At 64.4% G+C, this 20,002-nt stretch carries 17 protein-coding genes; 10 read left to right on the forward strand and 7 right to left on the reverse strand.

Features of this window, described 5'->3' with window-relative positions; all coding sequences use genetic code 11:
- The first annotated feature begins 163 nt into the window (after positions 1-163).
- Positions 164-3,772 (forward strand): bifunctional proline dehydrogenase/L-glutamate gamma-semialdehyde dehydrogenase PutA, encoded by a 3,609-nt coding sequence (putA, locus tag CK228_RS08080; RefSeq protein ID WP_095787467.1) that lies wholly within the window; start codon positions 164-166, stop codon positions 3,770-3,772.
- A 12-nt stretch (positions 3,773-3,784) separates the two neighbouring features.
- On the opposite strand, the gene CK228_RS08085 is transcribed toward putA, so the two are convergent.
- The 4 genes from CK228_RS08085 to CK228_RS08100 are packed head-to-tail and all read right to left on the reverse strand — an operon-like array spanning position 3,785 to position 7,927.
- Positions 3,785-4,099 (reverse strand): antibiotic biosynthesis monooxygenase, encoded by a 315-nt coding sequence (locus CK228_RS08085; RefSeq protein ID WP_095772901.1) that lies wholly within the window; start codon positions 4,097-4,099, stop codon positions 3,785-3,787.
- 60 nt (positions 4,100-4,159) lie between these two features.
- The gene (locus CK228_RS08090) at positions 4,160-5,374 is read right to left on the reverse strand and encodes an energy transducer TonB (RefSeq protein WP_348629232.1); all 1,215 of its coding nucleotides are present in this window, start codon (positions 5,372-5,374) and stop codon (positions 4,160-4,162) included.
- The gene (locus CK228_RS08095; RefSeq protein WP_095787468.1) at positions 5,290-5,733 is read right to left on the reverse strand and encodes a hypothetical protein; all 444 of its coding nucleotides are present in this window, start codon (positions 5,731-5,733) and stop codon (positions 5,290-5,292) included. The genes CK228_RS08090 and CK228_RS08095 overlap by 85 nt, the downstream gene beginning before the upstream one ends.
- 4 nt (positions 5,734-5,737) lie before the next feature.
- Positions 5,738-7,927: a TonB-dependent hemoglobin/transferrin/lactoferrin family receptor gene (locus tag CK228_RS08100; RefSeq protein WP_095787469.1), complete on the reverse strand. Its 2,190-nt coding sequence runs from the start codon at positions 7,925-7,927 to the stop codon at positions 5,738-5,740.
- A gap of 200 nt (positions 7,928-8,127) precedes the next feature.
- Between CK228_RS08100 and hemP the strand changes: the two genes are divergently transcribed.
- From hemP to CK228_RS08125, 5 genes are all read left to right on the forward strand, one after another.
- Positions 8,128-8,334: a hemin uptake protein HemP gene (gene hemP / locus CK228_RS08105; protein ID WP_095773103.1), complete on the forward strand. Its 207-nt coding sequence runs from the start codon at positions 8,128-8,130 to the stop codon at positions 8,332-8,334.
- A gap of 125 nt (positions 8,335-8,459) precedes the next feature.
- Positions 8,460-9,521: a hemin-degrading factor gene (locus tag CK228_RS08110; RefSeq protein ID WP_095787470.1), complete on the forward strand. Its 1,062-nt coding sequence runs from the start codon at positions 8,460-8,462 to the stop codon at positions 9,519-9,521.
- Positions 9,522-9,532: 11 nt separating this feature from the next.
- The gene (locus CK228_RS08115) at positions 9,533-10,435 is read left to right on the forward strand and encodes a hemin ABC transporter substrate-binding protein (protein WP_095787471.1); all 903 of its coding nucleotides are present in this window, start codon (positions 9,533-9,535) and stop codon (positions 10,433-10,435) included.
- 11 nt (positions 10,436-10,446) lie between these two features.
- Positions 10,447-11,550: an iron ABC transporter permease gene (locus CK228_RS08120; RefSeq protein ID WP_095787472.1), complete on the forward strand. Its 1,104-nt coding sequence runs from the start codon at positions 10,447-10,449 to the stop codon at positions 11,548-11,550.
- A gap of 39 nt (positions 11,551-11,589) precedes the next feature.
- Positions 11,590-12,381, forward strand: a complete 792-nt coding sequence (locus tag CK228_RS08125; protein WP_095787473.1) for a heme ABC transporter ATP-binding protein — start codon at positions 11,590-11,592, stop codon at positions 12,379-12,381.
- 131 nt (positions 12,382-12,512) lie between these two features.
- Here CK228_RS08125 and rirA read toward each other — a convergent pair whose 3' ends face one another.
- Positions 12,513-12,974, reverse strand: coding sequence for an iron-responsive transcriptional regulator RirA (rirA, locus tag CK228_RS08130; RefSeq protein ID WP_010909941.1), 462 nt, complete (start codon positions 12,972-12,974; stop codon positions 12,513-12,515).
- 321 nt (positions 12,975-13,295) lie between these two features.
- Here rirA and CK228_RS08135 point away from each other — a divergent pair, with 321 nt between their 5' ends.
- The 3 genes from CK228_RS08135 (at position 13,296) to CK228_RS08145 (ending at position 15,879) form a co-directional block, all read left to right on the forward strand.
- Complete coding sequence (locus CK228_RS08135) at positions 13,296-14,591, forward strand: DUF445 domain-containing protein (protein WP_095787474.1); 1,296 nt, start codon at positions 13,296-13,298, stop codon at positions 14,589-14,591.
- 103 nt (positions 14,592-14,694) lie between these two features.
- Entirely contained in the window at positions 14,695-15,123 is a 429-nt protein-coding gene (locus tag CK228_RS08140) for a phasin family protein (RefSeq protein ID WP_095787475.1), read from the forward strand.
- Between the two features lie 258 nt (positions 15,124-15,381).
- On the forward strand, positions 15,382-15,879 hold the full coding sequence (locus tag CK228_RS08145) for a MaoC family dehydratase (RefSeq protein WP_095772891.1): 498 nt from the start codon (positions 15,382-15,384) through the stop codon (positions 15,877-15,879).
- A 137-nt stretch (positions 15,880-16,016) separates the two neighbouring features.
- On the opposite strand, the gene CK228_RS08150 is transcribed toward CK228_RS08145, so the two are convergent.
- The gene (locus CK228_RS08150) at positions 16,017-17,477 is read right to left on the reverse strand and encodes an MFS transporter (protein ID WP_095787476.1); all 1,461 of its coding nucleotides are present in this window, start codon (positions 17,475-17,477) and stop codon (positions 16,017-16,019) included.
- 128 nt (positions 17,478-17,605) lie between these two features.
- Between CK228_RS08150 and CK228_RS08155 the strand changes: the two genes are divergently transcribed.
- A complete protein-coding gene (locus CK228_RS08155; protein ID WP_095787477.1) occupies positions 17,606-18,496 on the forward strand; it encodes a LysR family transcriptional regulator in 891 nt (296 codons plus the stop codon).
- Positions 18,497-18,498: 2 nt separating this feature from the next.
- On the opposite strand, the gene CK228_RS08160 is transcribed toward CK228_RS08155, so the two are convergent.
- The gene (locus CK228_RS08160; RefSeq protein WP_095787478.1) at positions 18,499-19,917 is read right to left on the reverse strand and encodes a PLP-dependent aminotransferase family protein; all 1,419 of its coding nucleotides are present in this window, start codon (positions 19,915-19,917) and stop codon (positions 18,499-18,501) included.
- Positions 19,918-20,002 lie beyond the last annotated feature (85 nt).

Consider the following 20,002-nt stretch of genomic DNA (forward strand, 5'->3'; position numbering starts at 1 on the left):
AAAAATTACAGCCCAAACTCTGAGGAATTGACACAATGATAGATCGATCGGTCTGTCCTGTCGATTTCTTTGGACCGACTGGAATCCGCGCCTGTGCTAGCTTGCGCCATTCGGTCCGGTGACAACCGGCCCGCTCCCTGATGCTCGCTCTACGGGACCCGCCATGCCGCTCGACACCATCCGCCAGCAGATCCGTGCCAATTATCTTCCCGACGAAGACGAGGCCGTGAAGCGGCTGGCCGAGGCGACAGGGCTTTCGGCTGCGGATCGCGATGCGATCTCGGCGCGGGCGGCCGATCTGGTGCGGGCGGTGCGCGGCTCCTCCGATCCCCGGCTGATGGAAGTTTTCCTTTCCGCCTACGGCCTTTCCACCAAGGAGGGCGTGGCGCTGATGTGCCTGGCCGAGGCGCTGCTGCGGGTGCCCGACACCGAGACGATGGACGATCTGATCGCCGACAAGATCGCGCCGCATGACTGGTCGGCGCATTCCGGCGGTTCGAGCTCGATCTTCGTCAATGCCTCGACCTGGGCGCTGATGCTGACCGGCCGCGTGCTGGACGAGGGCGAGGGCGGCATCGAAGGCACGCTGCGCTCGATGGTGCGCAGGCTGGGCGAGCCGGTCATCCGCAAGGCGGTGGCCGCCGCCATGCGCGAGATGGGCGAACAGTTCGTGCTCGGCCGCACCATCGCGGAAGCCGTCAAGCGCGGCCGGCAGATGACCCAGAAGGGCTACCTCTATTCCTTCGACATGCTGGGCGAGGCGGCCCGCACCGAGGCCGATGCACTGCGCTACCATAAGGCCTATGCCGCCGCGATTTCCTCGCTCGATAGCGGTTCCAACGGACCTGACATCAGGCAGAACCACGGCATCTCGGTGAAGCTCTCGGCACTGCACCCACGCTACGAGGTGGCGCAGAAGGACGCGATGCTGCCTGTCATGGCCGAGCGGCTGCTGTCGCTGGCGCTTGCGGCCAGACATTCGCGCATGGGCCTCAACATCGACGCCGAGGAGGCCGACCGCCTCGATCTGTCGCTCGATGTCATCGAGCGCGTGCTGGCCGAGCCGGAACTCGCCGGCTGGAACGGCTTTGGCGTGGTGGTGCAAGCATATGGGCCGCGCGCGGCCTTCGTCATCGACTGGCTCTATGCACTGGCCAGGAAATACGATCGCACCATCATGGTGCGGCTGGTCAAGGGCGCTTATTGGGACACCGAGATCAAGCGGGCGCAGACGCTCGGACTGGCCGGCTATCCCGTCTTCACCCGCAAGGCCAACACCGACGTCTCCTACATGGCTTGCGCGAAGAAATTGCTTGGCATGACCGACCGCATCTATCCGCAATTCGGGACCCACAACGCCCACACCGTCGCCGCCATCCTGTCGATGGCCACGAACCGCGATTCCTTTGAGTTCCAGCGCCTGCATGGCATGGGCGAGGCCCTGCACGAGACCGTGCGCCAGGCCGAAGGCGCGCGCTGCCGCATCTATGCGCCGGTCGGCGCGCATTCGGACCTGCTGGCCTATCTGGTGCGTCGCCTGCTGGAAAACGGCGCCAACTCCTCCTTCGTGCACCAACTGACCGACGAGGATGTCGAGCCGGAAGACATCGCGCGCGATCCGCTCGAAACGGTCGAAAGCCAAGGCCCCGCCGCCAATCCGGCGATTGCCAGGCCGTCGCAGATTTTTGGCGCGGGCCGCCGCAATTCAAGGGGATTCGACATCACCGACACGGTGACGCTGGCGGCCATCGACAAAGCCAGGGCGGCGTTCGCCGGGCCGGACCGCTGGCACGCCAAGCCGATCACGCGGGCTGCCGGTTATGGCAAGCCACGCCCGGTCGTCAATCCGGCCAAGCCCGATGAAGTGGTCGGAACGGTTCACGAGGCCGCTGCCAAGCAGGTCACGATCGCCGTGCGCATCGCTGTGGAAGCGCAGCCGGCCTGGGCAAAGCGCCCCGTTGCCGAACGCGCCGCCATCCTCAACCGCGCCGCCGACCTCTATGAGGCCAATGCGGTCGAGTTCTTCGCGCTTGCCACCCGCGAGGCCGGCAAATCGCTGGCCGACGGCGTGGCGGAAGTGCGCGAGGCCGTCGATTTCCTGCGCTACTACGCCGCCGAGGCAGCCAATGCCGAGGCGGGCACGCAGGCGCGTGGCGCCATCGTCTGCATTTCGCCGTGGAATTTCCCGCTGGCGATCTTCACTGGCCAGATCGCGGCAGCACTTGTTACCGGCAATTCGGTCATCGCCAAGCCGGCCGAACAGACGCCACTGATCGCTTTCCGCGCCGTCGAGTTGCTGCGCGAGGCCGGTGTGCCGGAAGACATTATCCAGCTGTTGCCGGGCGACGGTCCATCGGTGGGCGCGCCGCTGACCGCTGACCCGCGCATTGCCGGCGTCTGCTTCACCGGGTCGACCGATGTCGCCAAGCTGATCGAAAAACAGCTGGCAGAGACCGCGGCTCCCGACGCCATGCTGATCGCAGAGACCGGCGGTTTGAACGCGATGATCGTCGATTCCACCGCGCTGCCCGAGCAGGCGGTGCGCGATATCCTGGCCTCGGCTTTCCAGAGTGCGGGTCAGCGCTGCTCGGCGCTGCGCGTGCTCTATGTCCAGAAGGACGTCGAGAAGAAGATGCTGGAGATGCTGAAAGGCGCCATGGAGGCGCTCAACATCGGTGATCCCTGGCGGATTTCGACCGATGTCGGGCCGGTCATCGACGATGAGGCGCAGGCGTCGATCCGCGACTATTGCGTCAAGAAGGGTCTAGAGGGCCGGCTGATCGCCAAGCTCGAGGCGCCGAAGGACGGGCGCTTCGTCGCGCCGCATGTCTTCCGGGTCAAGGGCATCGAGGAGATGGACCGTGAGGTGTTCGGGCCGGTGCTGCATGTCGCCAGCTTCGACGCCGATGAGATCGATGCTGTCATCGCCGCCATCAACCGCAAGGGCTACGGCCTGACCTTCGGCCTGCACACCCGCATCGAAGGTCGCGTCCAGCATTTTGTCGACGGTATCCATGCCGGCAACATCTACGTCAACCGCAACCAGATCGGCGCCGTCGTCGGTTCGCAACCCTTTGGCGGCGAGGGCTTGTCCGGCACCGGTCCAAAGGCCGGCGGGCCGCATTATCTGCGCCGCTTCCGCAAGGGGCCGGAAGCCGGTACGGCAGTTGGCGATGGCCACAAGGTGACGGCGACCGAACTGGCAGACAATCTACCCGATCCGACCCTTGGCGGCTGGTCGACGCGCCCGGACCGGATCGCCATCCTGAGGAAGCATCTGCGCGGCAAGGGCGCGGCCGCCATCGGCGCCGCCGCTGGCATCGATTTCGGCCAGGTCGACCTGCCCGGACCGACGGGCGAGGCCAACACGCTGTCGCTGTCGCCGCGCGGGCGGGTGCTGTGCCTGGGGCCGGATGCCGAGACGCTGCTGGCCCAGACGATCCAGGCGCTCGCCGCCGGCAATGCGGTGCTGGCCGTGGCGCCTGGGGCGCCGGCTGCATTGTCGGCGTTGACCGGCAAGGGCTTGCCGCTGGCGGCAATAGATGGCCGCCCCGATCCGGTCGAAGCGCGTTCGCTGCGCGTCGATGTCGTCGCTTTCTCAGGCACACCGGAGGCGGCGCGCATCGTGCGCAAGGTCATCGCTGACAGAACGGGTCCGATCGTCCCGCTGGTCAGCGAGGTGCTCAACCCGGCGGCCTATGCGCATGAGCGTGCGGTCTGCGTCGACACCACGGCCGCGGGCGGCAATGCCAGCCTGCTAGCTGCGGCCTAGTTCAGCCCATCCTCAGGCGCCTTCGACGACCGAAAAACCCTCGAATTGCGGATGGCCGAGATAGTGGACCTTCGTCGTGCCGACATTCCTGTGCGCGGCGCGAAAATTCTCCGACCTGGTCCAGGCGACGAAATCGTCCTGGCTCGCCCACACCGTGTGCGAGGCAAACAGCGTGTAGCCTTCGGTCTCGTTCACCGGGCCGCGCAGCAGATGGAATTCCCGAAAACCCTTCATCTCGGCAAGGCTGGAATCGCGGTTCTTCCACACCGCTTCGAAATCGGCTTCCGAGCCGTTCTGCACCTTGAAGCGGTTCATGGCGATGTACATGGCGTTCCTTTCTGAATTGGTGGACTGCTGCGATTGAAGGATGCGGCGAGGCGTCGGCTCTCAGAACGGACCGATCGCGCCGGTGAATTCCAGACTGTTGCCAACCTTTGCCGGGATCGGAGGGAAAGGGGCCGCCTTGCGAACGAAACCAAGCACGATCTGGTCGAAAGTTGCCGAGCCCGAGCTTTCGACGACACGCAGCTCATCGATGTTGCCCTGCCTGCCGATGACGAAGGTGACAACGGTGTTGGTGCGCGCCGTCGCTTGCAACGAAGGCGGCACTGCTCGATACACGCGGCCAAGTTTGCCGATGACGTCGCTTCGGTAGCTGGATTCAGCGTCGGAGCCTGCCTCGTTCTGCCTTTTGCCCTTGCTGGCGGCCTGCGCCAGCCGGTCCTGGCCGTCTGCCGTGCCGCGCTTCTCGTCCGCTGCCTTTGAAGGAGCGATCGCCGGAGTGGGCCGAGTGCTGGGGATCGGCGGTTGGTCCGGAACGGCGACAGGCATCTCAGCGCTCTCGGCCTGGACGCTCGGCTGTGCCGGTGTTTCGGTCCTGGCAGCCACACTCTGGTTGTCAGGGCGCGGGGTCGCCGCCACCAGTATGTCCGGCGTGACTGCTGGCTGTTTGACAACTTCCGGCAAAGGTTTGGGAAGCGGTTCGGCTGGTTCCTGTGTGGGCTGAGAAGCTCGCTTCACGGTTTGCTGCTCAGGCTGCGAGGGTTTTGTCGACGGCACCGGTCTGACCGCCGGCTCCGGCTTGGTCGGCTGCGGTTTCGGCTCCAGCGTGACATTGATCGCCGCCGGATCCTTGTCCAGGGCGCTGCCTGCCACCTTGTCGCCTGTGTGATCGCTGCCTTCCGGTTGCTCCGCATTCGGGAAATCGAATGTGCCGGCGGGCGAGATCAGAAAGAATGCCGCGACAGCGGCGTGAAGCAGGCCGGAGACGACTATGGCAACGGGCCATCGGGCCACCGGCCGCGCGACTGCAAACGGCTCTGCCGGCGCTATCGCCAGCTCGTTGCCAGCGTCGGGGAGGGGGCTGATTTCCTGCATCTCGCGGGCCGGAAATTGCAGCGGCCGGCGGGCAAAAGTCAAATCAAGATCGTTTGCCCGTGGCGTCACTGATCCATGGCCAGCCAGCGACCAGGCCATGGTGTCTCGCGTGAATTCGGGATGCAGTCCCAACGCCATTCTCAGACGCCGAAAGCGATGCCGGTCTTGGTGTCCGTCTTCAGCTTGTGCATGCAGGCGGCGGGTTCGACGCCCGCGCCTGCGCATTCGGTCGCGCTGTTGATCAGCACGCGGCTGACCTTGGTGCAGTCGGTGCCGGCGAGATCAAAGCGGGTCACCTCGGTCTTGCCAGCCGGCAGATCCTTGAAATCGAGCACGGTCAGCCGGTCGACGATGCCGGCCTCATTGAACAGCGCAATCTCGAACGCCGCCTTGGAGAGGTCGGCACCGAGATTGTTGTTGACCAGGAAGGTCAGCCGGCAGCCCTTGTCGGAAGGCTGCGCGGCATTGAGCTCCAGGGTCAGCGCGGGGGCCGGCGCGGACCCTTCAGCCCGCGCCGGAACCATCGCAAGCGACATCGCCAGCGTCGAGGTCAGCAGACGAAGCGATGTCGTCAAGCTTGTCATGCCATCAGCCTCCAAACCGCATGGTTGCCGCCAGTTTCAGCGTTATGCCCGGCTCATAGACCGCAACCGTCGTGCTGCCGTTCAGTGGGTTGGCGTATTTGACGTCGAACAGATTGTCGGCGCGGAAATCGACCTTCAGATTGTCGGTCGCCTGATAGCTGGCGAAGGCATTGACCAGCGTATAGTCCTCGGCCACCGCGTTGCCCTTTGGTTTGCCGTTGTACTGGACCTCACCACCAACGGTCAGCTTGTCCTCGAGGAAGCGCAGCCCCAGCTGCGCGGTGACCTGCGAGGAGGGGATGGTGGCGAGATCGGCTTCTACACCCTTGTAGGAAATGGTGTGGCCATTGGTGATCGAGGCCGAAAGCCCGGCATAGCCCCAGCCGGCGTCGTAGACGCCTTCCAGTTCAAAGCCGTCGATCTTGGCCTGGGCGAAATTCTGATACTGGAAGCAGATCGGAATGCCAGGCCCGAACGGGCAGCCGCTGCCTGGAGCGAACGGCGACAGGGTCACGCCATCGATGTAATCGTCGACATTGTTGTGGAAGTAGGCCGCCTTGACGCGAAGCGCGTCGCCGGGTTCGAAGATGTCGTTCTGCTTGTAGTTGATGCCGAATTCCGTCGTCTTGCCGGTCTCGGGCCGCAGATTGGGATTGGGCAGGAACGGGAAGGTGACGCCGGCCGGATGGTTGCCGCTGATCAGCGTTTCCGTCAGCGACGGCGAGCGATAGCCTTCGGCGTAGGTACCGTAGAATTGCAGGCCGGCTAGTCCGGCGGTCTCGAACGGCGAGACGCCGACGGTGATGCGCGGCGACAGCCGGTCGCCCGATGTCTCGCGCGTGCTGTCCTTGATGCCGTAATTGTCGTAGCGCAGCCCGGCGATGACCTCGAGCCAGTCCCAGGTGAGCTTGTCCTGGACATAGGCGCCGGACACGTTGCGCTTGCCCGAAGGCGTGTAGAAACTGTCGCCGCCGGCCGTACCGCCGGTCTTCACATTGTCGCCGACCCAGTCGCCGCCATAGGTCAATTCGTGGGCGATCCCGCCTGTTTCGAAGCGCGATGTGTTCCAGATGTCGATACCCGTGGTGCCGACGTCGAAAGTCGATTGCGACCCCGCCGGCAGAATAGTGGGAAGACCCGTTACGGGATCAAACCGTTTTTGCGGAACGAGGCTGGTCAGGTCGAGATTGGTCTTGTTGTAGGAGGTGTTGATGTGGAGATCGAGCCAGCTCTTGTCCTCATCCGTGATGTTGTAACGGGCGGTGAAAGTGTTCGACTTCAGGTCGACATCGTTGACCGGCACGCCGCCGCTGGTTTCGTCCCAGCTGTCGCTTGAGCCGACCCAGCCCAGCTTCAACTCGCTGTTCTCCGTCGGCCGTATGCTGGTCTTGAGCAGGCCGCTCAGGACGTCGAAGCCGGTGCCGTTGACGGTGTCGCCGTCGCCATCCTTGTAGTTGCCGTAGTTGCGGTAGACGATGTTGCCGAGCGCGTCCCAGTTCTCGTTGAAACGGTAGGCGCCGGTGGCACTGGTGGTCCAGCCCTTGCCGTTGCTCTCATAGCGTCCGGTTACCGAAGCGCCCCATGTTTCCTCCGGCTTGAGGAAGTCCGCGGCGTCCTTGGTGTCGAAGAAGACGACGCCGCCGATGGCGCCCGAACCATAGGTGTTGGCGACCGGACCGCGGATCACATCGACGGATTTGACGAGCTCGGGGTCGATGTAAAAGGTCGACTGGGTGCCATGGTCTGAACGCTGGAAATCCTGGCGCGCGCCGTCCACAATGACCGCGACGCGGCCGAAATCCTGCAGGCCGCGAATGTTGATGCTGGTGCTGACGCGCCTGGCGTCGGCCTGTGTCGCGACGCCGGGCACACCCAACAGCATCTCGTTCGGCGTCGTCGCCATGCGGCGGGCGAGTTGTTCCTGGTCGACATGGCTTGCCGAGGCCAGTGATTCGATAGCCGTTTCGCCGGTACGGCTGATAACCAAAATCTTGTCGAGCAGCGTCGCGCCCGCGGGGGCGGCTTTTTCCTGGTCAGCCTGCTTCGACTTATCCGTCCGCTCGCCCGCCGGCTGCGTTGCCTGTTGGGCATGCACCGGTGGCGCGGACAAGGCGATCGCCGCCACGCTCGCCAATAAAGCCGCGACACCGCTTGCCGTCGACCGGCCGCGCAATTCCCAGTTCAAAAACCCCATGCCCCAACTCCAGATTCCAGGTTTCATGCTGGCTGGCCCGGGGCTTGCTGGCATTTTTCATCGCGTCCGGCGTCTTAAATGTTGACTCGTTTACTCCGGTATTGCACTGACTAATAAACATGATTATTCAAGTCAAGAAATGAATCGGCAATTTCGCAACGCCTAGCCAGATGCCCGGCACAGGAAAGGGATCGACCCAGATGAACACGCACAATCCCAACGATTTTCGCTATCGCGTCCGCCGTTCCGATGATGCCCCCGCGCGCTTTGATCGGATCCCGCTGGCGGTGCGAACGCTCTCCAGCAACACGCTGTTCCAGGGCGAGCACGAGATCGGCATCGAGCATCATGGCGCGCTCTACCGGCTGAAGATCACCCGGCAGGGCAAGCTCATTCTCAACAAGTAAGGCTAGAGCGGTTCACCGTTTCACGGAAACGCCGAACCACTCTATCTCTTTGTTTTAACGCAATTCCGGACGGAAAACCGTTTTCACACTTTTCCTGGAATTGCTCTAGGCAGCAGGGACGAGACATGGACCAGCGCGTAAAACCCGCCCCGCACGAAATCCGGCGGGCACGGACAGAAAACCCGAAAACGCGCGAGCGTGACCTGGCCGCCCAACTCGGCATTTCGGAAGCCGAGTTGGTCGCCGCGCATTGCGGCGACGGCGTCGTTCGCATCGAACCGCGCGTCAACGACCTCTTGACCGGTCTCGAGGCGGTCGGCGAGGTGATGGCGCTGACCCGCAACGAAAGCGCCGTGCACGAAAAGATCGGCGTTTATGACAAGGTCGTCACCGGCAACCACAATGCCATGGTGCTTGGCGAGAACATCAACCTGCGCATCTTCCCGAAGGTCTGGGCGCATGGCTTTGCCGTGGAGAAACGCGAGGGCGACGAGATCCGCCGCAGCCTGCAGTTCTTCGATGCGGCGGGCGAGGCGGTGCACAAGGTTCATCTGCGTCCGGCCTCCAGCCTCTATGCCTACCAGAAGCTGGTCGCTTCGCTGAAATCGTCCAACCAGGAACCGACGGTCGATATTGCAGGCCAAGTCTCTGACGATCAGACCGAGGCCGGGGCGACCGCCGCCAACCCTAACGATCTGCGCGACCGCTGGAGCCGGCTGACCGACGTGCACCAGTTCTTCGGCATGCTGAAAACGCTCAAGCTCAGCCGCCGTCAGGCGGTGCGCATGGTCGGAACGGACTATGCCTGGCTGCTCGACAATGACGCGGTCCGCGCCATGTTTCATCACGCCGCCGAAGGCGAGATGCCGATCATGTGCTTCGTCGGCAACCGCGGCTGCATCCAGATCCATTCCGGACCGGTCAAGGCGATCAAGCCGATGGGACCGTGGATCAACGTTCTCGACGAGACCTTCCACCTGCACCTGCGCACGGACCACATCCATGAAGTCTGGGCGGTGCGCAAGCCGACCACGGATGGCCATGTCACCTCGCTCGAGGTCTATGCCGCTGACGGCGAGATGATCATCCAATTCTTCGGCAAGCGCCATGAAGGCGAAAGCGAGCGCGACGATTGGCGATTCCTGGCCGAGAACCTGCCGCGTATCCCGAGCCCGACGGCAGCGTGAGGAACAGTGTGATGCGGTTTTTCCCGAACCTGCCGGCCATGCGCCTATCGATGCTTGCGCCGATCGTCGGCCTTTCTCTTGCCGCGCTGCAGCCGGCTGGCGCCGCCGAGGGCGTCTCGGTCTTCTCCGATCCGTCGAAGATCGCCGCCATAGGTGGTTCGATCACCGAAATCGTCTATGCGCTTGGCGAGGAGAAACGCCTGGTGGCGCGCGATTCCACCAGCAATTATCCGAAAGCGGCGCTTGCCTTGCCCGATGTCGGTTATATGCGCGCCCTGTCGCCGGAAGGCGTATTGTCGGTCAATCCGACCGGCATCCTGGCGCTGCACGGCAGCGGCCCCAGGGAGGCCGTCGACGTGCTGAAGAAAACCAGCATCCCCTTCATCGAAGTGCCCGAACATTATAGCCACGAGGGCATCCTCGAGAAGGTCCGCATCGTCGGCAAGGCGCTTGGCGTCGATGCCAAGGCCGAGGTGCTGGCCAAGGAACTCGATGCCAAGCTGACGGCCGCCGAAAAACAGACGGCCTCGATCAAGGAGCGCAAGCGCATCCTGTTCGTGCTGTCGATACAGGGCGGCAAGATCCTGGCCGCCGGCGCCGAGACCGCGGCCGACGGCATGGTCAAGCTGGCGGGCGGGGTCAACGCCGTCGACGGTTTCTCCGGCTACAAGCAGATGTCCGACGAGGCAATCATCACCGCCAGGCCTGACGTGATCCTGATGATGAGCAATGCCGGGCCACCGGTGTCGGACGACGAATTGTTCGGCAACCCGTCGATCGCCTCGACGCCGGCCGGAACCGCGCGCAAGCTGATCCGCATCGATGGCGGCTATCTGCTCGGCTTCGGGCCGCGCACCGCCGACGCCATTCACGACCTCGCCGTCTCGCTCTATGGCGCGCAGGTCAAGGGCTGAGCGGGCGGATCATGGTCGATCAATCGATCGCCGGCCCGGTGAAGGTGATGGCGAATGCATCCGAGGGCGACCGCTCGGGCCGCGCCCGCATCGTCATCCTGTTGCTGTGCCTAGGGCTCGCGGCCACCATGCTTTTGTCGCTCACGTCAGGGGCATCGGATGCTTCGGCTGTCAGCGTCCTCAAGGAATGGCTGCTTGGCGCCATTCCGAGCGACGTGGCGCTGAGCGCCCGTGACAGCCTGATCATCTACGACATCCGTTTGCCGCGCATCATCCTCGGCATGCTGGTCGGCGCGGCGCTCGCGGTCTCGGGCGCCGTCATGCAGGGGCTGTTCCGCAATCCGCTGGCCGACCCCGGCCTGATCGGCGTTTCCGCCGGCTCCAGCCTCGGCGCCGTGGCCATCATCGCGCTTGGCACCACGGTGCTGGCGCCGTTGACCACCTTGCTCGGCACGCTTGCGCTGCCGCTGGCGGCCTTCTTCGGCGGCCTTGCCTCGACCCTGGTGCTTTATCAGGTCGCGACGCGACGTGGCCAAACCTCGGTCGCCACCATGCTGCTCGCCGGCATCGCGCTGGCAGCCCTTGCCATGGCGTTGACCGGCATCCTCATCTTCATGGCCGACGATCGCCAACTGCGCGACCTGACGTTCTGGTCACTCGGATCGCTTGGTGGCGCGACATGGGCGAAGATCGGTTCCGTCGGACCGATCATCATACTGGCGCTGGCGGCGATGCCTTTCCTGGCGCGCGGCCTCAACGCGCTGGCGCTGGGCGAGGCGACCGCCGGCCATCTCGGCTTACCGGTGCAGCGGCTGAAATACACAGCGATCATCGGCGTGTCGGCTGCGGTCGGTGCCTCCGTCGCGGTCAGCGGCGGCATCGGCTTCGTCGGCATCGTCGTGCCGCATCTGCTGCGCCTGCTGATCGGTCCGGACAACCGCTATCTCTTGCCGGCGTCGGCGCTGCTTGGCGCCTCGCTGCTGCTGTTGGCCGATGCCGTTGCGCGCACCATTGTGGCGCCAGCCGAATTGCCGATCGGCATCGTCACCGCGATCGCGGGCGCGCCGTTCTTCCTGTGGATCCTGCTGCGCAAGCGCGGCGTGATCGATCTGTGAGACGTGAGTTCGGCGAGACCTGGGACCTGTGAGGCTTTGATGATCGAGGCAAGGGATGTTTCCGTTGATATCGCCGGCAAGCGCATAATCCGTGGTGTCGATTTCGACACGCGGCCTGGCGAAATAGCGGCGATCGTCGGCCCCAACGGTTCGGGCAAGACGACCTTCCTGAAGGCGTTGTCGGGCGAACTCGCCTATACCGGGCACGTCGCCCTCAACGGCCGAAATCTTTCGTCGATGAAGCTGGCCGAGAGTGCGGTGCATCGTGCGGTGCTGCCGCAGGCGACGACGCTGTCCTTCCCGTTCACGGTGCGCGAGGTGGTCAAGCTCGGCCTCGTCGGCGGGCGCTCGGGTGCCTTGCCGGGCGAGGATGCGCGGCTGCCGGAGCGGGCGCTGGCGCGTGTCGACCTCGACGGTTTTGGCGGGCGTTTCTATCAGGCGCTTTCGGGCGGCGAGCAGCAGCGCGTCCAGCTGGCGCGCGTGCTGTGCCAGGTCTGGGCGCCGGTGCTCGACGGCAAGCCGCGCTATCTCTTTCTCGACGAGCCGGTTTCCAGCCTCGACATCAAGCATCAGCTGATCATCATGGACATCGCCCGCGACTTCGCCAGAAGGGGCGGCGGCGTGGTCGCCATTCTGCACGACCTCAATCTGACGGCCATGTATGCCGACCGGATCTTCGTCATGCATCGTGGTCGGCTCGCGGCCACCGGTTCGCCACACGATGTGCTGAGTGATGATCTGATCGAAAAAGTATTCGATTGCCGGCTCAGGGTCGGCGTGCTGCCTGCCGGCAATATGCCGTTCGTGTTGCCGCAATCCGCGGTCTATTGATATTCAGGTGAGGCTGGCCTTCGAATGGCGGTTTCCTGCGCATTTCTGTGGTGACGCGCTAATTGTCGAAGTCAGCGCTGCCTCTCATTGCCCTGCCGGGCATTTCTCCCCGTTGGACGGGAGAAAGAAGCTCACGCGGCCGGGGCGCGGCGCTCCAGCATGTCGATGCCGAGCAGGTTGCGCACATTCGGCCTTGCCGCCACCATGTCGGCGATGGTGTAGCGGGCGAGCACGGCGAAGAAGGCGTTGAGGGCCTCGCGCAGCGCTGAATTCAGCGCGCAGCTGTCGACCAGCGGGCATTCGGCGGCATCGTTCTCAAAGCATTCGGCCATGGCGAAGCTTTCCTCGGTCACGCGCACGACGTCGAAGAGGCTGATCGCCTCGGCGGCGCGGCCAAGCCGGACGCCGCCATTCCTGCCGCGCACCGTCTCGACCAGTCCGTTCTCGACCAGCGGCTGCAGGATCTTGAACAGGAACAGTTCCGACACCGAATAGGCGGTCGCGATTTCGGGAATGCGGCTCAACCGGTCATTGTTGGCGGCGCAATACATCAGGATGCGCATGGCATAATTGGTCTGGCGTGTAAGCCGCATTTCGTCCTCACTAGGCGCCGGCGCGGTTCAACCACGCCTGATTCCTGAACTTCGCCGCCGCGGTTCTGATCCCGGAGTTTCGGATTCGCCGCGCTGGCCTTGACCCGAATATGGCCTATACCTTGGAACAATTCCAGACTAGCCGGGCATCATAGATGAATATTCTCGTCAACTTTATGTGCGCAGCCCGACAAAACGAGGGGAAAACCGGCAGCTACGGGCATTCCGGCTGATGAAACCCTAGATAGGGCCGAGATCGACAAGAGGTCGACCAGAGATCGACAAGAGGTCGACCAGAGATCGACGAGGAGCAGTTCATCCATGTCCCAATCGGCTTCGTCCTTGGCGCCTGTCCGTTTCGATACTGACGCGACCGCCAACCTCTCGGCGTTGCGTCGCACCAAATTCATCGCCACGGCCGCGCTGGCGCTTTGCGTGCTGGTGTTCGCCTTGGCCAAGTCGTTCGAGAGCTCCCATCCATGGCTGGGGTTTGTCGCTGCCTTCGCCGAGGCGGCGACCATTGGCGGCCTTGCCGACTGGTACGCGGTGGTGGCGCTGTTCAGGCGGCCGCTCGGATTGCCGATCCCGCACACCGCCATCATCCCGGAAAACCAGAACCGCATCGCCGACAATCTCGGCCGCTTCATCGAGGCCAATTTCCTGGCGCCGGAACCGGTGCGGGAAAAGCTTGCCGAGGTCGATTTCGCGGCACTCGTCGCCGACTGGCTGACCAATGCCGAACGCGCCGCCGGCCTGTCGCGCTTCGTCGTGCGGCTGGTGCCGCAGACACTTGCCGCCGTCGAGCAGTCCGGTCTGCGCGGCTTCGTCACCAGCCGCATGCTCGAGCAGATCGAAAAAGTGCCGCTGGCGCCGCTGGCGGCGGAACTGCTGTCGGCGCTGACCGACGACCGCCGTCATCAAAAGCTGTTCGACGAGTTCATCAAGGTGGTCGGGCGCTTCCTCAACGACGAACAGGCCCTGGCGACGATGCGCGAGAAGATCCGCGAGGAGCTGCCGTCGCTGTTCAACCTGTTCCGCGCCGACGCCTATCTCCTGAAGAAGATCGTCGCCTCGGCGGGCTCCTTGCTTGACGAGGTGCGGGCCGATCCCGACCACCCGATGCGCGCCGAGTTCGATCGTTTCGCGCAAGGCTTCGTCGAACGGCTGCGGACGTCCAAGCAATATGCAAAGCGTGCCGAGAAGATGAAGCACGATTTCCTCGCCCGACCCGAAGTCAGGGCGCTGGCCGGTGACATGTGGGAGAGCCTCAGCCTGTTCATCGAGCAGGATGCCAAGGCGCCGAATTCGGTGATCCGCGCTCATCTCGCCAACATGTTCGTCGAGGTCGGCCGCCATCTCGCCGGCGATGCGCAGATCCGGGCCGATATGAACCAGGGGTTCGTCGTGGCGCTGGCCTCCTTCGTCGAAAGCCAGAAGAGCGGCGTGTCGAAATTCATCGCCGATCAGGTCAAGCGCTGGGACCTGGCGCAATTGACGCGACTGATCGAGATGAACATTGGTCGGGACCTGCAATATATCCGCTTCAATGGCATGATCATCGGCGGGCTGGCGGGTATCGTGCTCTATACGATCGAGCTGCTGCTCCCGGTCAATTGATGCGCATCGATCGTCGGGCCCGTCTTCGAAATGGACAGGCTGCAGCCGAGTGCTATGCTCCCTGCGAGGGCACCCGCATCCGCGGCAAAGGGGAGAAGACAGCATGGCCAAGCTACCGCAATCCGATTCCTTCATGGATATGTTCGGCAGGTTCGGCCGCGACCTGAAGGTGCCCAATGTCGATGTCGAGGCGATCCTTGCCCATCACCGCAAGAACCTCGAAGCCTTGGAGAAATCGGCGCGAGCCGGCGCCGATGGCGCGACCTCGCTGTTGTCGAGGCAGCGCGAAATGCTGCAGGACACGCTGCGCGAAATTGCCGACATGGCGCAGAGCTACCGGGCGCCGGGCAACCCGCAGGACCTGATGGCCAAGCAGACGGAGTTCGCCAGGAAATCCTTCGAGGCCGCGCTCAAGAATGTCGGTGAAGTGGCTGAACTGGCTCGCAAATCCGGAACCGAATCGATCGAAATCCTGCGCGCGCGCATCAAGGAGGTGATGGAGGAAATCCGCGCCGGCTACGGGCAGAAATAGGCTTCCGCGGCCTGTCGTTTCGTCTTCGGCGGGACATGCCGGTTTGCAATTTCGCAACCCTGCGCATAGTTGCATCCGCGCCACGTTATTGGCGTCGGCGCCGCTGGAAGGTCCGAAAATCCGAATTCGGCCTGCCATTGCGCGGCAAGGCATGGCACGGTTCAGCCGGAATTCGACGGAACCGATTCACAAGGGGTGAATTGACAGGAGCCATCCGTTCGTGGTCCGGAGGCACGGCAAGCGATCGGGAAAGCAGGAATGAACGAAGTACGGCCTAAAACGCCGCCGACCTATGAGCAGCTGAGAACGATGTCCGGGCAGGAACTCGGCGTCTCGGAATGGACCACGGTCGATCAGGACCGTATCAACCAGTTCGCCGAATGCACCGGCGACCACCAATGGATCCATGTCGACCCTGAGCGCGCGCGGCGGCAAAGCCCGTTCCGCACCACGATCGCGCATGGCTATCTGACATTGTCGATCATCGGCGCGTTGGCGCTCGGCATGGGCATAGTGCCGGAAAACACCCAGGCCGCCTTCAACTATGGCTTCGACAAGGTGCGTTTCCTGGCGCCGGTCAGGGTCGGCGCCCGCATCAGGCTGCGCACCGTCCTGCTTTCCATGGAAGACAGGGGGCCCGGCCAGTATCTGATGAAGGCAGCCAACACCGTCGAGATCGAAGGCGAGGAAAAGCCGGCGCTGACGGCGGAAACGCTGGTCATGCTCTATGAGCGCCGCAAAAGGGCAGGGGCCTGAGCGTTCGCCCAAGCCCGCCGCCGGTTCCCATACTGCTGCCCCAAATTGACGTTGCAGGCATCCGCCTGCGCGCCGTTCAGTAGCAGCCCGGAATCGGCCCGGCAACCTTAGGCAGTACCGGCGAACGTCCAAATGGATCAGGCAATCCCGGGCTGGATACGGCCAGCAAAGCGCAGCAAGAACAGCGCGAGCAGCAGTGCCGCCAGCGCCAGGACCGTTGCCGTCTCAAAGGTGATCTGCATGCCTCGGGCGGCCGCGCCGGCGCTCAGAACATCCTGTCCTGTTCCTTGGCGAGCGCCGTTGGATGCAACCGCGAAGATGGCGCCCATCAGGGAAGCGCCGGTGACGAGGCCGAGATTGCGCGACAAATTGAGCAGGCCCGAAATGACGCCGCGCTCGCCGGCGCCGACACCGCTCATGACGGCCGCATTGGTGGACGTCTGGAACAGGGTGTAGCCGAAGCAGGTGACAGTGATGGGAACGACATAGCTGGCAATGCCGAGTTTCGTCATGGCGAGCGACAGCAGGAAGGTGCCCGTGGCGAGGCTGGTGAGCCCGGCGATCATCATCCGGTGGGCTCCGAAGCGATCGGAGAGCCGTCCGGCCAGCAGTGCCGACAGGGTCGAGACAAGCGGCCCGGTCGAAAGCACCACGCCGACCATTGCCGCATCGAGTCCCAATCCACGCGACAGATAGAACGGAGCGACCACCAGGGTCGCCATCATCACCGTGGCGACGATGAGGCTCATAACCAGGCTGGCGCTGAGCCGCGGATCCCTGAAGCTGGCGAGTTGGACTAGGGGGTTCTTCACCCGCTTCTGGGCGATGGCGAATAGACCGATGCCGAGAGCGGTGGCGGCCAGCAGGCCGATGTTGAGTGCACCGAAATGGCCCCGGCCAAGCGTCATGGCCAATGCATAGGCGGCCAGCGTCAGCGCCAACAGGACAGTGCCCATCGCGTCAAACTTGCCTTGAGCGGCCTGCGCGTTCTTGTTGCCGGTTGGCAAGGCGCGCCAAGCGAGGGCGAAAGTCAGGAGGCCCAGCGGGACATTGACCAGGAAAATCGCGCGCCACCCGAGGCCGGCGATCAGCAGGCCGCCGAGCGACGGACCGAGCGTCGTGCCGATCGCCGACATGGCGCCCAGCAGGCCCATGGCGCTGCCGGTCCGTTCCTTGCTCACCGTCTCGGCGACAAAGGCCAGCGTCAGCGCCATCATCAGCGCCGCGCCAAGCCCCTGCACGGTCCGTGCGGCGATCAGCAGCCAAAGCGTCGGCGCCAGGCCGCAGAGCACCGATGCCGACGTGAACACAGCGATGCCGCCAAGCAGCAGCGGCCGGCGCCCGAACATGTCGGCCAGCCGCCCGGCGCTGACGATCAACGTGGTGATAGCGAGGAGATAGGCCAGAACCACCCATTGCACGGCCTGGAACGATGCCCCGAACGTCTGCATCAGCGAGGGCAGCCCGACGCTGGCAATGCTGGTTCCGAGCGACGACAACAGCGTGGCGAGCGACAGGCTTGCCAGCGCCCAGCCGACCGACTGCTTCTGTTGCGAGGCTGATATCAGCCCTTCCCGATCTTGTGCGGCGACTGCCATGCGATCTCCTTTCCGTTCGCTCCGAAAGCGGAGCCGATGGAGATCTAATCTTGCGGATGATATGGCGGAAGGCGCAGCATTTGCATCATATCAGTGCATGCAACGCCACATCATGCTAAGATCCGCCAATGACGACGCCCGATCTCAACCTGCTCTTTGCTCTCGATGTGCTGCTGGCGGAAGGCAGCGTGGCCCGCGCGGCACGCCGTCTGCGTCTCAGCCCCTCGGCGATGAGCCGGACATTGGCGCGGCTGCGCGACGCAACGGGCGATCCTTTGCTGGTCCGTGCCGGCCGCGGCCTGGTGGCGACGCCGCGCGCGGAGGAATTGCGCCGCCAAATCGGTCCTGTCGTCCAGGAGGCGGAGGCGCTGCTGCGCCCTGCCGAATTGCTTGATCTCTCAACCCTGGACAGGGTCTTCACGCTGCGCACCAATGAAGGCTTCGTCGAGGAGTTCGGGCCTCGCCTGGTCGCCCGCATCGAGGCCGAAGCGCCGGGGGTGCGGCTGCGTTTCGCGCCGAAGTCCGACAAGGATGTGATGTCGCTGCGCGACGCGGCGATCGACCTGGAAATCGGGGTTGCCGGCGAAACCGGACCCGAAGTGCGCATCCAGGCGCTGTTTCGCGACCGCTTCATCGGCGCTGTCCGGTCAGGCCATCCCTTGAGCGAAGGCACGGTGACGTCCGAGCGCTATGCGGCGGGCCGGCACATCAGTGTTTCGCGGCGCGGCCGCGAGAAAGGACCGATCGACGAGGCGCTGGGCGCGCTTGGGCTGCAGCGGACGGTCGTCTGCATGGTCTCGGGTTTCTCGGCCGCGCTCGCCATGGCGCGCGCCTCGGAGCTTATCGCCAGCGTGCCCGAGCGGCACACGGCCGGCGCGCGCGCCGGCATGCACAGTTTTCGGCTGCCGGTCACGACGCTGGAAGTCACCATTTCGATGCTCTGGCATCCGCGCCTCGATGCCGATCCGGCGCAACGCTGGTTGCGCGACTGCGTGCGGGAGGTCTGTGCGGGGCGCTGAGATCAGCGCGCCATCGCCGCCTCGAGCACCTTGAAAATCCTCTGGTCTTCGCACTGCGCGACGTTGAAGCGCAGGAAATGGCTGGCCGTCTGCGACAGGCTGAACGCATTGCCGGGCGCCAGCACGACATTGTCGGCAAGTGCCCGGCGGGCGACTTCGGCCGCGTCAACGCCATCGGGGAGCCTGCACCACAGGAACAGGCCGGCCGGCTGGTCGATCCAGGGCGTGATGCCGATCGCCTTCAGCCGGGCGCCGGTCTCGGCCATGGCGCGCGCCAGCCTGGCGCGCAGCAGATCCACATGCTTGCGGTAACTGCCGTCCTTCAGCAGGGTCAGCACCAATTCGGCGGCCAGGCGTCCGCCGCCGAAAGTGGTAGCGATCTTGAGGTCGGTCAGGCCCTCGATCCAGTCGCGGGGCGCGGCGATGAAACCGCAGCGCACCGACGCCGACAGCGTCTTGGAGAAGCTGCCGATGTGGACGACGCGGTTCAGGCCATCGAATGCCGCCAGCCTCGGGGCAGGGGCATGTTCGAAATCGGCGAAGATGTCGTCCTCGACAATGGTGAGGTCCGACTGGTCGGCGAGCTTCAGCAAACGGTGTGCCGTAACCGGCGACAGGATCGCGCCGGTCGGGTTGTGGATGGCGGAGTTGGTGATGTAGAGGCGCGGCCGGTGCTCGGCGAGCGCCTGCGCGAACAGCTCGATATCGGGCCCCGACGGCGTATAGGGTACGCTGACGACCTTGGCGCGGTGGGCGCGCAGCAAAGCGTGGAAATTGAAATAGCAGGGATCGTCGACCAGCACGGTGTCGCCAGGCTCGATCAGGAACCGGCATAGGAGGTCGATGGCCTGCGTGCCCGATTCGGTCAGCATGATCTGTTCAGGCGAGACTTCGATGCCATGCCCGGCCATGCGCCGCGCCAAGAGTTGCCGCAGTGGCGGCAGCCCAAGCGGCGTGCCGTAGTCGGCAAGCGCGACATCATCGGCGCGCGCTGCCGTGCGGAGTGCGCGCCGCAGCCCGGCCTGCGGCATCCAGGAGGCCGGCAGCCAGCCGCAGCCGGGTTTCAACACCTCGTCGCCGGCGTCCAGCGACTGGCGCGAGACCCAGAGCGGATCGACGGCACGGTCGAGCCGGGGACCGATCTCGGCCAGGGACAACGGCGCCAGCGAGCCGGCGGCGTAGAAGCCCGAGCCCGGCCGGGAGCGGATCGTGCCTTCGGCGGCGAGTCGCTCATAGGCCTCGACCACGGTGGATTTGGACACCTGCATGGATTGGGCGAAGGCGCGGATCGACGGCAGCCGGGCTCCCGGCGTCAGGCTGCGCGCGGCGATCCGCTGGCGAATGGCCGCCATGACGCTTTCGACCAGAGTGGGGGCGCCCAGGGTTCGCGGGCCATCAGTTTCCAAGGCGAGCTCGGTCATCTGTACTGCTCAAAATGCCATTACAGTTTCGTAGAATTGTACCGCATTGTCTCTGGCCCCGCCATGGGAGTCTGCCCGATAGAAG

The organism is Mesorhizobium sp. WSM4312 (assembly GCF_002294875.1).
GTDB lineage: Bacteria > Pseudomonadota > Alphaproteobacteria > Rhizobiales > Rhizobiaceae > Mesorhizobium.

Excerpts from the sequence above, each read along its gene's own strand:
- putA (WP_095787467.1), top strand. The coding sequence starts at position 164 with ATGCCGCTCGACACCATCCGCCAGCAGATCCGTGCCAATTATCTTCCC.
- CK228_RS08085 (WP_095772901.1), bottom strand. The coding sequence starts at position 4,099 with ATGTACATCGCCATGAACCGCTTCAAGGTGCAGAACGGCTCGGAAGCC.
- CK228_RS08090 (WP_348629232.1), bottom strand. The coding sequence starts at position 5,374 with ATGCGCAGGCGCGGGCGTCGAACCCGCCGCCTGCATGCACAAGCTGAA.
- CK228_RS08095 (WP_095787468.1), bottom strand. The coding sequence starts at position 5,733 with ATGACAAGCTTGACGACATCGCTTCGTCTGCTGACCTCGACGCTGGCG.
- CK228_RS08100 (WP_095787469.1), bottom strand. The coding sequence starts at position 7,927 with ATGGGGTTTTTGAACTGGGAATTGCGCGGCCGGTCGACGGCAAGCGGT.
- hemP (WP_095773103.1), top strand. The coding sequence starts at position 8,128 with ATGAACACGCACAATCCCAACGATTTTCGCTATCGCGTCCGCCGTTCC.
- CK228_RS08110 (WP_095787470.1), top strand. The coding sequence starts at position 8,460 with ATGGACCAGCGCGTAAAACCCGCCCCGCACGAAATCCGGCGGGCACGG.
- CK228_RS08115 (WP_095787471.1), top strand. The coding sequence starts at position 9,533 with ATGCGGTTTTTCCCGAACCTGCCGGCCATGCGCCTATCGATGCTTGCG.
- CK228_RS08120 (WP_095787472.1), top strand. The coding sequence starts at position 10,447 with ATGGTCGATCAATCGATCGCCGGCCCGGTGAAGGTGATGGCGAATGCA.
- CK228_RS08125 (WP_095787473.1), top strand. The coding sequence starts at position 11,590 with ATGATCGAGGCAAGGGATGTTTCCGTTGATATCGCCGGCAAGCGCATA.
- rirA (WP_010909941.1), bottom strand. The coding sequence starts at position 12,974 with ATGCGGCTTACACGCCAGACCAATTATGCCATGCGCATCCTGATGTAT.
- CK228_RS08135 (WP_095787474.1), top strand. The coding sequence starts at position 13,296 with ATGTCCCAATCGGCTTCGTCCTTGGCGCCTGTCCGTTTCGATACTGAC.
- CK228_RS08140 (WP_095787475.1), top strand. The coding sequence starts at position 14,695 with ATGGCCAAGCTACCGCAATCCGATTCCTTCATGGATATGTTCGGCAGG.
- CK228_RS08145 (WP_095772891.1), top strand. The coding sequence starts at position 15,382 with ATGAACGAAGTACGGCCTAAAACGCCGCCGACCTATGAGCAGCTGAGA.
- CK228_RS08150 (WP_095787476.1), bottom strand. The coding sequence starts at position 17,477 with ATGGCAGTCGCCGCACAAGATCGGGAAGGGCTGATATCAGCCTCGCAA.
- CK228_RS08155 (WP_095787477.1), top strand. The coding sequence starts at position 17,606 with ATGACGACGCCCGATCTCAACCTGCTCTTTGCTCTCGATGTGCTGCTG.
- CK228_RS08160 (WP_095787478.1), bottom strand. The coding sequence starts at position 19,917 with ATGACCGAGCTCGCCTTGGAAACTGATGGCCCGCGAACCCTGGGCGCC.